The 13087-nt window shown below is 35.4% G+C and carries 14 protein-coding genes; 3 read left to right on the forward strand and 11 right to left on the reverse strand.

Annotated elements, in window-relative coordinates:
• Nucleotides 1-9 precede the first annotated feature (9 nt).
• The 7 genes from lepA to HLK68_RS13180 form a co-directional block, all read right to left on the reverse strand.
• Nucleotides 10-1833 (reverse strand): translation elongation factor 4, encoded by a 1824-nt coding sequence (lepA, locus tag HLK68_RS13150; RefSeq protein ID WP_039931112.1) that lies wholly within the window; start codon nt 1831-1833, stop codon nt 10-12.
• A 244-nt stretch (nt 1834-2077) separates the two neighbouring features.
• A complete protein-coding gene (locus HLK68_RS13155; RefSeq protein WP_132942936.1) occupies nt 2078-2428 on the reverse strand; it encodes a hypothetical protein in 351 nt (116 codons plus the stop codon).
• A gap of 17 nt (nt 2429-2445) precedes the next feature.
• Nucleotides 2446-3504 (reverse strand): stage II sporulation protein P, encoded by a 1059-nt coding sequence (gene spoIIP / locus HLK68_RS13160; RefSeq protein ID WP_006783317.1) that lies wholly within the window; start codon nt 3502-3504, stop codon nt 2446-2448.
• A gap of 105 nt (nt 3505-3609) precedes the next feature.
• The gene (gpr, locus tag HLK68_RS13165) at nt 3610-4677 is read right to left on the reverse strand and encodes a GPR endopeptidase (RefSeq protein ID WP_006783316.1); all 1068 of its coding nucleotides are present in this window, start codon (nt 4675-4677) and stop codon (nt 3610-3612) included.
• A gap of 99 nt (nt 4678-4776) precedes the next feature.
• Nucleotides 4777-5673, reverse strand: a complete 897-nt coding sequence (locus HLK68_RS13170; protein WP_006783315.1) for a DMT family transporter — start codon at nt 5671-5673, stop codon at nt 4777-4779.
• A 79-nt stretch (nt 5674-5752) separates the two neighbouring features.
• Entirely contained in the window at nt 5753-7207 is a 1455-nt protein-coding gene (locus HLK68_RS13175) for an aminoacyl-histidine dipeptidase (protein ID WP_006783314.1), read from the reverse strand.
• A gap of 151 nt (nt 7208-7358) precedes the next feature.
• On the reverse strand, nt 7359-7652 hold the full coding sequence (locus tag HLK68_RS13180; RefSeq protein WP_006783313.1) for a PspC domain-containing protein: 294 nt from the start codon (nt 7650-7652) through the stop codon (nt 7359-7361).
• 185 nt (nt 7653-7837) lie between these two features.
• On the opposite strand from HLK68_RS13180, the gene HLK68_RS13185 reads away from it, so the two are divergent.
• The 3 genes from HLK68_RS13185 to rpsT all read left to right on the forward strand — a co-directional run bounded on the left by HLK68_RS13185 (nt 7838) and on the right by rpsT (nt 10374).
• Entirely contained in the window at nt 7838-8509 is a 672-nt protein-coding gene (locus HLK68_RS13185; protein WP_006783312.1) for a cysteine hydrolase family protein, read from the forward strand.
• Between the two features lie 15 nt (nt 8510-8524).
• Entirely contained in the window at nt 8525-9970 is a 1446-nt protein-coding gene (locus HLK68_RS13190) for a nicotinate phosphoribosyltransferase (protein ID WP_132942937.1), read from the forward strand.
• Between the two features lie 140 nt (nt 9971-10110).
• The gene (gene rpsT / locus HLK68_RS13195; protein WP_006783310.1) at nt 10111-10374 is read left to right on the forward strand and encodes a 30S ribosomal protein S20; all 264 of its coding nucleotides are present in this window, start codon (nt 10111-10113) and stop codon (nt 10372-10374) included.
• A 45-nt stretch (nt 10375-10419) separates the two neighbouring features.
• On the opposite strand, the gene HLK68_RS13200 is transcribed toward rpsT, so the two are convergent.
• The 4 genes from HLK68_RS13200 to HLK68_RS13215 are packed head-to-tail and all read right to left on the reverse strand — an operon-like array spanning nt 10420 to nt 13075.
• Nucleotides 10420-11007 (reverse strand): SpoIIIAH-like family protein, encoded by a 588-nt coding sequence (locus tag HLK68_RS13200; RefSeq protein ID WP_006783309.1) that lies wholly within the window; start codon nt 11005-11007, stop codon nt 10420-10422.
• A 1-nt stretch (nt 11008) separates the two neighbouring features.
• Nucleotides 11009-11527 carry a hypothetical protein gene (locus HLK68_RS13205; protein ID WP_006783308.1) on the reverse strand — a complete coding sequence of 173 codons (519 nt, stop codon included), beginning with the start codon at nt 11525-11527 and terminating at the stop codon, nt 11009-11011.
• Nucleotides 11524-11991, reverse strand: coding sequence for a stage III sporulation protein AF (locus tag HLK68_RS13210; RefSeq protein WP_009607672.1), 468 nt, complete (start codon nt 11989-11991; stop codon nt 11524-11526). The genes HLK68_RS13205 and HLK68_RS13210 overlap by 4 nt, the downstream gene beginning before the upstream one ends.
• 25 nt (nt 11992-12016) lie before the next feature.
• Nucleotides 12017-13075: a stage III sporulation protein AE gene (locus tag HLK68_RS13215; RefSeq protein ID WP_006783306.1), complete on the reverse strand. Its 1059-nt coding sequence runs from the start codon at nt 13073-13075 to the stop codon at nt 12017-12019.
• Nucleotides 13076-13087: the final 12 nt, after the last annotated feature.

Here is a 13087-nt window from a genome sequence, read left to right on the forward strand (position 1 = left end):
CCCCCTCTCTTAATCTTCATCCATTGATAAAACAGCCATGAATGCCTCTTGTGGAACCTCAACTGATCCAACTGACTTCATACGTTTTTTACCTTCTTTTTGTTTTTCAAGTAATTTACGTTTACGTGAAATATCTCCACCATAACATTTAGCTAAGACATTTTTACGTAAGGCTTTAATCGTTGAACGTGCAATGATTTTCCCACCAATTGCGGCTTGAATTGGAACCTCAAACTGTTGTCTTGGAATAATTTCTTTTAATTTTTCAGTGATGACTTTACCACGACTATAAGCAAAATCTTTATGAACAATTAAACTTAAGGCATCGACGATTTCACCATTTAATAAAATATCCATTTTCACCAGTTTTGACGCTTGGTAACCAATTAATTCATAATCAAATGATGCGTATCCTTTTGTCGATGATTTTAATTGATCAAAGAAATCATAAACGATTTCTCCTAATGGAATCTCATAGTTAACATGAACACGAGTTTCATCTAAATACTGCATATCGATAAAGTTACCACGTTTTTTCTGACATAACTCCATGATGGCCCCCACATAATCATTTGGTGTCATAATGGAAGCTTTAACGTAAGGTTCTTCAATTGACTTAATCGTTTGTGGTTCTGGCATTTGCGATGGGTTATCGACAATTAACTTTGTTCCATCTGTTAAATAAACATGATAAATTACCGATGGTGCTGTGGCAATTAAATCAATATTAAACTCGCGTTCAATACGTTCTTGAATAACGTCCATATGTAATAATCCTAAGAATCCTGTACGGAATCCAAATCCTAAGGCTTGTGATGTTTCAGGCTCAAACTGTAAAGATGAGTCATTTAACACTAATTTTTCTAATGCATCACGTAAATCATTGTAACGTGCTGCATCAATTGGATAAAGCCCACAGAATACCATTGGATTTAATTTACGATATCCTGGTAATGGTTCTTCAGCTGGATTGTCAACACATGTAATCGTATCCCCGACGCGAACATTTTTAACATCCTTAATCGAAGCTGTTACAAATCCTACATCTCCAACAGTCAAACAATCTACGATTTTCTCATGTGGCGTGTGTACTCCAACTTCAACGACTTCGTACTCAGCACCTGTTGCCATCATACGAATCACTTGCCCTTTTTTCATCGTTCCATTTACAACACGAATAGAAGCAATAATTCCACGATATTGATCATACACTGAGTCAAAGATTAACGCTTGTAATGGCGCTTCAGGGTCTCCCGTTGGGGCTGGGACTTTTTCAACCACTTGCTCTAAAATCTCTTCAATTCCAATTCCTGCTTTAGCTGATGCTAAAACCGCATCATCTGCCGGTAATCCAATGATATCTTCAACCTCTTGCTTCACGCGATCTGGATCAGCACTTGGTAAATCAATTTTGTTAATTAACGGTAAAATTTCTAAATCATTATCTAAGGCTAAATAAACATTCGCAAGTGTTTGAGCCTCAATTCCCTGTGCAGCATCAACGACTAATACTGCCCCTTCACATGCTGCTAACGAGCGTGATACCTCATAAGTGAAGTCAACATGACCTGGGGTATCGATTAAATGTAAAATGTACTCTTCTCCATCTTTAGCTTTATATGTCAACTGCACGGCATTTAATTTAATGGTAATTCCGCGCTCACGTTCTAAATCCATTGAGTCTAACAGCTGATTTTTCATCTCACGTTTTTCCAACGCATTCGTTCGCTCCAAAATACGATCCGAAAGGGTTGTTTTTCCATGATCGATGTGGGCTATAATTGAAAAGTTGCGAATTCTTTTTTGGCGTTCTTTGATTTGTTCAATGTTCATCGCACTCACCAAACTCACTCCATTCCGAAATAATTAAATATCCACTTTATTTTACTGTAAAAAAACCTAACTCACAAGCAAAAAATAATCATTCACTTCTTTTTCGGCTATTTTCGCATCTTTTACGACATCACTTTCTTTCATTCATCACTTAATATCCTTTACATTATGACAACTCCTATGCCTAAAAAATTAAAAACCATGGCTTTTTTCTCCTTGAGAATGAAGTCATGGTTTTCATCTATTATTCAGTGATTAATTGATCACAGGCTTTTACAATCATTCGTAAAACTTCCCTGACTGTGGTTTTTAATAAATCCGCAGCATCTTGTCCAAATTGCGACACATTATTATGTGCTACACCTCCGCTTGAAACTGGTGTTGACTTTGGAACCACGCCTTCAGAAATCATCTCACTATAAGAAGTGATGATTTCCTCACCTTGTGATAATTTCTGCTCATACTCTTTGATTTGTTGCGTGATATTAGAGCTTGCCGCGACATGAGGTGTCGTTTCTGAATGGGAGCTAGAACCATAAATAGTTCCTAATAAAAAGCAAACGACGAAAAAAATAAGAGCTATTCCTTTTTTCATCCCCATCTCTCCTTCAATTAATGAGTTGTAATATACTGTGTCATCACCTTCGCGATGGCTTCGGCAGTATTACATAATTCTTCGTACGTATTATCAACTCCACCGACTTCCATTAAGAGGAGTGTCGTGGCAAAGTCTTGATTATAAATCCCATTCGTATATTCTCCACCTTTTTCAATAATTCCTTTTGAAAGACCGGGATAATACATATTAAACAAATTATTAATTTCATTGGCAAAGGCTAAATTTTCTTTATAACGTTGATGATCTTGTCCTACAACCAATAACAACTTAGCATAGGATTTTCCGTCAATTGTGGTGGTCGTTCGATTATAGTTTAACGAATCACGATGGATATCAATAAAATATTTGAGAGTGTTATACTCTGTTGCCGTCGACTCTAAATACATGCGGGAAGCTTTATAGGATTGCCAATATTCCCAATCATTCGCAACTAATACTTCAGAGATATCTCTTGTTTCAACAAGTGTTTTAACTCCTAAATTAGAAAATTCATTCGCTACAAGGTTTGACATGTCGCCAACAAAAACTTTACGCCCAAGCATGGCATTGACTTGATCAGATTCATACGTTTCAGAATCATGCGTATTAAAAAGATAAACCAATGGTTCTGTTGAATTCACCGCTTCTGGCCGTGGTTCTAATTTTAACTCTTCACTGACATAGGTATATTTATAATCATTGGATGTATTCGGTGTAGCAGCGGCCACACTACTTTGTTTTGAATCCATTTGAATAAAGGCAAACCCATCATTTAAAAAGGAATACAACTGATTCAAATCAAGGTTTGTCATGACTTCTGCAAAATACTTTTGTAAATTAGTCATCAGTTCGATAAAATCCGCTGGATTAGCAAAATCAAAAATACTCGATAAAACAACCTCTTGATTGACATGCTTTTCATAGGCTTCTTTTTGATTGACATAAAATAATTGAAAAAATTGCGTTGAGTATAGCGTCACAACAAAGAATCCTACCACTAAATAGGGAACTCCCTTTGTTAGTTGTTTACTTAATTTATTTCTTTTAGAGCGCAAACGACGTTTTCGTTTCAAAATTCTCCCCCCCAGACCGTTTCCTCTAAGTTAAATTCCTTTTTTCATTTATACTTTATTATACCGAATGAGGGTTGTTATTAATTGTTGTTTTATGGTAATCACTTAACTAAATTGTACATTTTGATGTAAAGCACGGTTAATCCCATTTGAAATCAAGGTTGCCAAATCTTCCATTGCCGTGTCTATTTCTTTTGGTGTGACAATTAAGTTAAATCCATTTGGAGTTAAGACTTCACTAATGAGTTGGCGTTTATCTTCCTCAGCAAGGAGTCCCACCTGCCCCATGAATTGTTGACGTAACTCATCCGACGGTAGATCATCCTCACTATATTGTTGACGAACCATTGAAAAAGGCACTAATTTTTTATACGAACGCTTTTCTTCTTTTAATGATTTTCCAATATGTTTTAATAACAAGTCAATGGTGTCCGACGTAATTGAGACGGCATCTACAACCGTTGGAACACCGATGGAAAAAACAGGAATACCAAGCGATTCCTCATCAACGGCTTTACGTTTATTTCCAACCCCACTTCCTGGCGCAATTCCAGTGTCAGTCATTTGAATCATTTTGTTAACACGAGTTATCGAACGCGAAGCAAGCGCATCAACCATGACTAAAAAATCAGGTTTAATTTTTTTGACCAACGACTCAATCACATCAAATGTTTCAATCCCTGTCATCCCCATTACACCGGGTGCTAAAGCACTCACTTCACGATAACTACGATCGACTTCGTCTGGTCTTAGTTCATAAAGATGACGTGTCACAATCACTTCGTCAACCACCATCGGACCTAAAGCATCTGGCGTCACGTGGTCATTTCCAAGTCCGATGACTAAACAAGTATGTTCATCCGTAATATTTCGATGATCTAATAATTTTTTAAATTGTTGCGCAAAGACTTCCATAGCAACGGTCAGCTGATCGTGATCATGAGATAAAATAGATGACGTATCGAGTGTCATATAGCGCCCCGCCTTTTTCCCCACGCTTTCTTCAGCTTCTTTTTCAACATCAATGCAAGTCACTTTTAAGCCTTTAATATTATCCTCTTGATAATGGACACCTTTTTGTTGATCTTCATCGACTTGTCCCACCATTTGTTCAACAGCTTCAAGTGCTAAGTCAGATCGGCATTGCCATTTTTTTTGTTCTTGTTCATTCATTTTTATCACCTCACCTTATAGTGTGACCGAATCGTCTCAGTTCATGAAACGACTTCACTATTTTTAGCAAAAAAAAAGAAAATCAATGATGATTTTCTCTTATTCCTTTTGAGCAACGATTTTTGATTTTAATTTGGATGATTTTAAGTGACAAAAATCAAATTCAATCATCAATATAGCAATCAAACAAATCAAACCGCCAAAAACTAATCGATTTGTAATGGGGTCATGTAAAATCATGACGGATAAAATAGCTCCAAACAACGCTTCTGTTGATAAAATCAATCCAGCTTTAGCCTCGGATGTATAGCGTTGAGCGATGGTTTGTAACAAATAAGCTAACAGTGTACTAAAGATTCCGAGATACATAATCGCTAGCCCACTTGAGAAACTAAGCGCAGCCCATGGTTCGCTAATTAAAGACCAGATTAGTGAAACCATCGCCACCGTGACCATTTGAATAATCGTGAAACAATAACTATTGCATCGATTAATATATAATCCTGTGATGATAATTTGTAAAGCAAAACCAATGGCACAAATGAGCGTCAGCAAGTCACCAATACTCACCGAAAAATCACGCTCTAATGACAGAATACTAATTCCTAAGATCATCACTAGCATTCCAATCCATTGCGAACCTTTCATTTTGTTTTTGAAAAACAAGACGCCAAATAAAGGTACTAGTAACACATACGATGATGTAATAAAGGCATTTTTAGATGCCGTTGTGTATTGCATTCCAATGGTTTGAAAAGTAAATCCTATAAACAAACAAATTCCAGCCAACACACCGGCTACCACGTCTATCCGCTTTAGATCCAAGAGCTGCTTTCTAAATACAATCGCCAATACTCCCCCTGCAATCAAAAAACGCAACGTGATTAATTGGCCGGCCCCCACCCCCTCTTGCACCGCTAACCCTACTGCTGGAAATCCGCCTCCCCAAATAATCGCAACTAATAACAATAATCCGTCTGCTATTTTCGAATTCATCCCAATCCCCCTAATCCCTTTTATACCATTCTATGTTTTTAGTAAAAAAAGCATGTCCACAAGAACATGCTTTTGATCATTATTTAATTTCTTTTAATACTTGACATAAGAAGTCATAAACGCGTTCAGTAGATGAAATAGATAACGATTCTTTTGGCGTATGCGCTCCTGTAATATCAGGTCCAATTGAAATCATATCTATTTTCCCTAATTTTTGTGATAAGAAGCCACACTCAAGACCTGCATGAATCGCTGAAACTTCTAATTCTTTTCCTGCCGTACGCTCATAAACCTCTTTCATAATATCACGAATTTTTGAATCTGTTTCAAATTCCCACTCTGGATAATCTGCAATTAACTCCATCTTAGCTCCAGTTAAATCAGCAATCGCTTGAATACGATGATTGATTTCACGTTTTAATGATCCAACTGAGCTACGAACCGCACTATTAAACTCAATTTCTGATTCAGTCATTTCAACGACACCAATGTTACTTGAACTTTCAACAAGTCCTGCTACATTTGCACTCATCGTTTGAGGTCCATAAGGGATTAATTGTAAAATATGAGTGACTTTTTGTAACGTTTCTGCTGTCCAAACCTTAAGTTCAGTTGCAACTGGTGCTAATTTTAAAGTAATGTCTTGATCCGCCGTTTCAAATTCAGCACGAATCATGATTTCAAAATCTTTTACTTTTTCTTCAAGTGTTGATACTTTGTCTTTTGATAATGTTAAGACCATTTTGGCACGTTTTGAAATGGCATTCATTTTTTCTCCACCTGCAACATGTGCAACTGAAACTTGAAGATCTTGCACATAATGGAAAAAGCGTCCCATTAATTTATTGGCATTGGCACGACACTTATTAATTTCAATTCCTGAGTGCCCACCTTTTAAGCCACTAATCACAACTTCATATGAAACAAGTGAATTATCACTTAACGTCATCCATTCAAGCGGTAGCTTTAATGAGTTACGTACACCTCCAGCACATGAAGCTAACGCTACTCCTTCTTCTTCTGAATCAATATTAATTAAGATATCACCTTGTACATGAGCAGGATCCAATGCCATGACTCCATCCATTCCTGTCTCTTCTTCCGTTGTCACTAACACAGTTAAGGCAGGATGAGCCATCGTCTTATCTGCTAAAATAGCAAGCGACATCGCAACCGCAATTCCATTATCAGCTCCAAGAGTTGTTCCTTTTGATTTAATCCAATCGCCTTCAACATAAATCGGTAAAGCTTGTGTTTCAAAATCAAACTCTAATTCATCATCTTTGACACAGACCATGTCCATATGACCTTGTAAAATGACACGTGGAGCATTTTCATAACCCGCAGTAGCTGGTTTTTTGATGATTACATTTTTACAGGGTTCTTGAATCACTTCTAACCCATGCTCATTAGCAAAATCAACTAAATACTGACTAATGGCAGCCTCATTTCCTGATTCACGTGGAATCTTCGTCATTTCTTCAAAATAATGAAACACCGCACGTGGGTTTAAGTTTCCTAAAATATCCGACATAATTTGCGCCTCCTTTTTTTATATATTCTACCATAACTTCACTTAAAATGATAACCATTGGACATACTTTTATTCATAATCTATCCAACTTCCCCGAAGGGGGAGATTATAATTTTCAAAAAAAAAGAGGTAACTTTCACCTCTTTAATCTTTAATAGATTGTATAATCTTTATCTTTTTTATTCTCTTGATCCTTTACTTTATAATCATTTGTTTCAAATACGGCATCCTTTGTAGTTTGGCGTTTCTCACGTTCAATCGTTGCTTTATCTGGAAAAATAAACACACACGCAATATATAAAATAATTCCGACTGAGGTAAAGGAAATCAAGACCCATACTAAGCGAATTAAGGTGACGTCAATATTTAAATACTCAGAAATCCCTTTACATACTCCACCAAGCATTGCTCCTTGTGAGGTTTTATATAAACGTTTATTTGACATAGTTTTCCATCCTTTCCATCATATCTTCCTCTTATTATATATCACCACTCATCTCATGCCAATCTTTTTGAAATATATTTCAATCTTAAGCTATTTAAGACTTTGTGATTAAGAATTAAATATACTATAATAGTTCTATAACTTTCCTCACACAGGAAAATTTTTGAGTATCGGAGGTGTAAAAGATGAGTTATGAATTACTAAATTTAATAAAATCGAGTGAAACATCCTTAACAAAAATGGTTAATCTATTAAATGAATCTCCTTCTGTTTGTCTTTCATCATTAGACCCAAATCAAACGGCCTTAATCATTGTTGATATGGTGAATGGATTCGTCAAGATGGGCCCGATGTCATCTCCTCGAATCCAAACAATTATCGATCCGATTTGCGACTTATTAAAACGAGCAAATGATTCTCAAATTGATGTTGTGGCTTTCGCCGACTGTCACCAAACGGATTCAATTGAGTTTAATTCTTATCCTGCACACTGTATCAAAGGAGAAGTAGAAAGTGAAATTATCGATGAAATCAAACAGGCTGGACCTTATCACTTAATTGAAAAAAGTTCTACAAATGGCTTCTTAGAGCCTGCATTTCATCAGTGGTTAGAAAACCATCCATTGATTAACCAATTTATTATTGTGGGTGATTGCACCGATATTTGTGTAGAACAATTTGCGATTACCTTAAAGACTTATTTTATCACGCAAAATAAAATAAGTCGTATCATCGTTCCAATGAATAGTGTTGAAACTTATGACTATGATGTTCATGCTGCTGACTTCATGAATGTCATTGCCTTATATAAAATGATGATGAATGGGATTGAAATTGTGACACGCATCGAAGAATAGAAAGAGGAATTTATTATGAACTTAAAATCATCAAATTTAACAATGCTAGTTGACTTTTACGAGTTAACGATGGCTCATGGTTACTTCGAAAACGGCATGAAAGATCAAATCGCCTATTTTGATATGTTCTTCCGTCGCGTTCCTGAACGTGGTGGTTTTGCCATTATGGCAGGCCTTGAACAGCTCATTGATTATTTAAAGAACTTACACTTTACAGATGAGGATATCGATTTTTTACGACGTAAAAACATGTTTTCTGATGCCTTTTTAGATTATTTAAAAAACTTTGAATTCGCTTGTGACATTTATGCCATTCCAGAAGGAACACCTATTTTTCCAAATGAGCCAATCCTTACAGTTCGAGGACCGATTATTCAAGCTCAGTTCATTGAAACGATGGTATTACTGTCAATCAACCATCAATCTTTAATCGCAACGAAAGCAAATCGAATTGTTCGTGCAGCTGAGGGACGTCCTGTCATGGAATTCGGATCTCGTCGTGCGCAAGGAGCACAAGGCGCTATTTTAGGGGCTCGTGCTTCTTATATTGGGGGATGTATTGGGACGGCTTGTACCATTACTGATCGTGATTACCAAGTTCCATCCCTTGGAACAATGGCCCACAGTTGGGTTCAAACGTTTGATACTGAATACGATGCCTTCAAAAAATACGCAGAACTTTATCCAGAAAATTGTGTTCTTTTAGTTGATACTTATAACACGTTAAAGCAAGGTGTTCCTAATGCTATTAAAGTCTTTAAAGAAGTGTTAATTCCAAAAGGCCATCGACCTGGAGGCATTCGCATTGATAGTGGGGATGCCGCTTATTTATCAAAAAAAGCTCGTAAATTATTAGATGAAGCGGGACTTGAAGATTGTAAAATTGTCATTTCTAACTCACTCGATGAGTATATTATTCGCGATTTAATCATTCAAAAAGCCCCAATCGATTCATTCGGTGTGGGAGAACGCCTTATTACATCAAAAGCTGAGCCAGTTTTCGGTGGCGTTTATAAAATTGTGGCAGTTGAAAAAGAAGGAGCTATGATTCCAAAAATCAAAATTAGTAATAACATTGAAAAAATTACAAATCCAGGATATAAACAAGTGTATCGTTTATTTGAACGCGAAACTAATAAAGCCATTGCTGATGTCATCACCCTAGCTGATGAAATCATTGATGATAATCATCCATATACCATTTTTGATCCAGAACACACTTGGAAACGCAAAACAATCGAAAACTTCTATGCCAAACCGCTACTTATCCCTATTTTCTTAAATGGAAAACAAGTTTATAACTCACCAAGCCTCGAGGAGATTGTCGCCTATTCAAAAGAGCAAATTAATACGTTATGGGAAGAAGTTCTACGTTTTGAACATCCTCATCAATATTATGTCGATTTATCTAAAAACCTTTGGACATTAAAAACGGACTTACTTGAAAAGTACTCAAAATAATCTTTTTACTACAAAAAATACGTCTCAAAGCTCGTAAACAATTGGAAATTTTACTATTTCATTAAATATTGTATTTTCTTCTTGCAATTTAGACATGGGTTTGATAGAATATTTTTGTTGTATTAATGGAGGTGAATTGAATGCCAAATATTAAATCACAAATTAAACGTGTTAAAACAAACGATAAACGTCGTCAATTTAATGCTTCTTTCAAAGCATCTATGCGTACTGCTATCAAAGCTGTTGAGGTTGCTGTTGAGAACAAAAACATCGAAGCTGCAAAAGAAGCTTACAATACAGCTAACAAAAAATTAGACAAAGCTGTTGCAAAAGGAATTTGCCATAAAAACTACGCAGCTCGTCAAAAATCACGTTTAAGCAAAAAAATTAACGCTTTAGGATAAAAAAATACCGACTTTTGGGTCGGTATTTTTTTTATTATCTTTTATTTAGTTAATCGGTTGAAATTGAATGGTTACATCAGGATTATTTGTAAATTCTGTTTTAGCCATCATGTAAAGTTCATTCACTTCTTCCACTCCTGGAAAGGCACTTTCATCTGCCACTTGTACAATAACTTGAACCGTTTCTTCATTAACACGAACTAATACATCATTATAACCTTTTGATTTAATCATTGTTTCAAGCGCGCTTTGATGTTCACGATCTCTATTTAATTTATCTAAATCATCTTTTGCTTCACTTTTAGCTGTTGCATCGTAATCTTTACTAGCAATTACTTCTTTTAATTCTGATACTTTTTGACTTTGTTGTTTTTCAAGTTCAACACGTAACACTTGGATTGAATTCGATTCCGTTGCAACTGTTGTAACATTTTCTTCTGTCGTTGTTTCACTTGCTAACTCACTACCTGTTTGCGCATCAGTTTCGCTAACTTCCATTTGAACATTTGGTAAGGTTTGAGTTGATCCTGCTCCAGTTGTTAAATCTTTTGGATCTTCCATTCCCATATAAAAAACTGTTAATAAGACAAAGACAACAAATAATGCGGCTGTAACATAAGAATTTTTGTTCATTTTAATTTCCTCCTAATTCAGATGCATTTAATAATGATATTTGATGGATTGGTACATCAAGTAACAAACTGATTGCGTTCGTGACATCATAAGGTGCTTTGAGCACTCCGCGATACACAATAACAACTCCATTTGAAACAGTATTTGTTTGATTTGAAGCGAAGATTGTTGCAGATGAAGAATCCGATACAGTTTTATAAGACAAATTAACACTTTCAAGCGTAACCCCTTCTATTGAGGCAAATAACGTATTAATTTGTTCTTGATGTTTCGTCTCAAGTACGTTTGTCGTTGTTTTACCACTGTTGTTTTCAAAACTTCCATTAAACAATGTGGTAAAAATAAAGACGGCTGCAATAACTGATAGAATTCCAAACGGACCTAAATCTGCGACTATTTTTCTTAACTTCTGAATCATTTGTGATATATCCGAGGTTTTTTTTATCTCCTTCGTCCCCCCTCCTGATCCGTTTATACTACTTTGAAACACTGCTGGGATTTTTATCCCCTCATCCTTCATTGACCTCCCCCCTCAAACAAAATATCGTTTCGGTCGATTCCTAGTTGATTAGAAACACATAGTTTCGCTTCTTTACTAGTTTCCACCATTTGTATGGTTAGAACTTCATCTAATTCGAATGTGATAATGTCGACGTCACAGAGTGCCTCAGCTTTTTGTATCAAGGCATCAACTTCACCTAAGGTAAGATCTTTTAAGTCCTCCTCAAGCTTGCTCTGATAATACTGTACAGATTCGTCGAACTCACTCTCACTAATGAAGGTAATCGAATTAATAAATGAACTAACTTCATTATTCATTATACTGAGTACCGGCTTTAAAATGATAACTATAATAAAAAAATGAAGATAAAATGAAATTATCTTTTTATAAGAAGCCGGAATAACCAACAAATTGACAACAGCTATCAAAAAAAACATGGCAATAATTTGTTTGGCGTATGTATATATCATTTCTTTTCCCATCTCCTCACATCTTGTCAAATGTTATCTAATTGGTTACTAACATCATATTAGAACTATATAAAATAATAAAGAACGTAAAGATAAACATAACAGCAATAATAATGGTAATAACTAATAAATTCATAACACCTGTATTAAAAATATCTAAGACGTTAATAAAATCTTTACTAACTAGTGGTTGAATAATCGCTGTTAGTAATCGAAACAAGATGGTTGCAATTCCAAGCTTCACAATAGGAAAAGAAACAAAAATAACCAATGTGATGATACTTAATAGGCCTACACTATTGCGCATAATCGATAACGTTGAGATAATGGAAACAACCGTATCAGTAAAACGGCTCCCAATAACTGGAATGTAATTCATTAAAGTTTGCGTTGTCCTAAAAAACAACCCATCCGCAAAACTTAACGTGACATTTTGGATGGACATCAACGTTAAAAAGAATGCAAAATAGCCTCCCAGTGTCCACAAGGCAATTTTATTAATAAAATTCGTTAATCGACTATATAAATCTTCAATACCAATTTGATTAACAAAACCAAAGATTGTTCCAATCACCGTCAAAGGTAAACTGACAGCATTAATGAAAAAATAGGAGACATTAATCAAAAATACAACAGCAGGCTGAAATAAGGCATGATTCCAAAGTGCGCCCGTAATGGTAATCATCGATAATAAAATAGGAAATACAGCCACAACAATATCCATATATCTTGTTAAAATATCCAGCGTATAGTCGTGATAAAAGACAAATAACCCAAATAATTGTACAATCAGAATTAATTTTAAGACTGTATTCGTAATCTTTTCATATCGTGTTGAAAACGTTGTTTGAATATTTTGAAACAACGCAATCACTAATAAGAAAATTAAAATCATTTTAAACTGAGAAAAACTCACATTTAACTCATACATGGCATATTCAACAATTGACTTAAAAAAACCGACTATATTAAAATTTTCAACCTTTAGTAAGTTCGATTTATCAAGATAATCAGCTTGTACAAGCCAGTCATATTGTGAATAGATTTCGGCCCAAATATTGTCAAACGATGATAGATCCATACTAAATTGACTCATACTTCACCCCCT

The sequence above is a fragment of the Turicibacter sanguinis genome (assembly GCF_013046825.1).
GTDB lineage: Bacteria > Bacillota_I > Bacilli_A > MOL361 > Turicibacteraceae > Turicibacter > Turicibacter sanguinis.

Excerpts from the sequence above, each read along its gene's own strand:
- HLK68_RS13155 (WP_132942936.1), bottom strand. The coding sequence starts at position 2,428 with ATGAAAAAAGGAATAGCTCTTATTTTTTTCGTCGTTTGCTTTTTATTA.
- lepA (WP_039931112.1), bottom strand. The coding sequence starts at position 1,833 with ATGAACATTGAACAAATCAAAGAACGCCAAAAAAGAATTCGCAACTTT.
- HLK68_RS13175 (WP_006783314.1), bottom strand. The coding sequence starts at position 7,207 with ATGTCGGATATTTTAGGAAACTTAAACCCACGTGCGGTGTTTCATTAT.
- rpsT (WP_006783310.1), top strand. The coding sequence starts at position 10,111 with ATGCCAAATATTAAATCACAAATTAAACGTGTTAAAACAAACGATAAA.
- HLK68_RS13190 (WP_132942937.1), top strand. The coding sequence starts at position 8,525 with ATGAACTTAAAATCATCAAATTTAACAATGCTAGTTGACTTTTACGAG.
- HLK68_RS13200 (WP_006783309.1), bottom strand. The coding sequence starts at position 11,007 with ATGAACAAAAATTCTTATGTTACAGCCGCATTATTTGTTGTCTTTGTC.
- gpr (WP_006783316.1), bottom strand. The coding sequence starts at position 4,677 with ATGAATGAACAAGAACAAAAAAAATGGCAATGCCGATCTGACTTAGCA.
- HLK68_RS13205 (WP_006783308.1), bottom strand. The coding sequence starts at position 11,527 with ATGAAGGATGAGGGGATAAAAATCCCAGCAGTGTTTCAAAGTAGTATA.
- HLK68_RS13210 (WP_009607672.1), bottom strand. The coding sequence starts at position 11,991 with ATGGGAAAAGAAATGATATATACATACGCCAAACAAATTATTGCCATG.
- HLK68_RS13215 (WP_006783306.1), bottom strand. The coding sequence starts at position 13,075 with ATGAGTCAATTTAGTATGGATCTATCATCGTTTGACAATATTTGGGCC.
- HLK68_RS13170 (WP_006783315.1), bottom strand. The coding sequence starts at position 5,673 with ATGAATTCGAAAATAGCAGACGGATTATTGTTATTAGTTGCGATTATT.
- HLK68_RS13185 (WP_006783312.1), top strand. The coding sequence starts at position 7,838 with ATGAGTTATGAATTACTAAATTTAATAAAATCGAGTGAAACATCCTTA.
- HLK68_RS13180 (WP_006783313.1), bottom strand. The coding sequence starts at position 7,652 with ATGTCAAATAAACGTTTATATAAAACCTCACAAGGAGCAATGCTTGGT.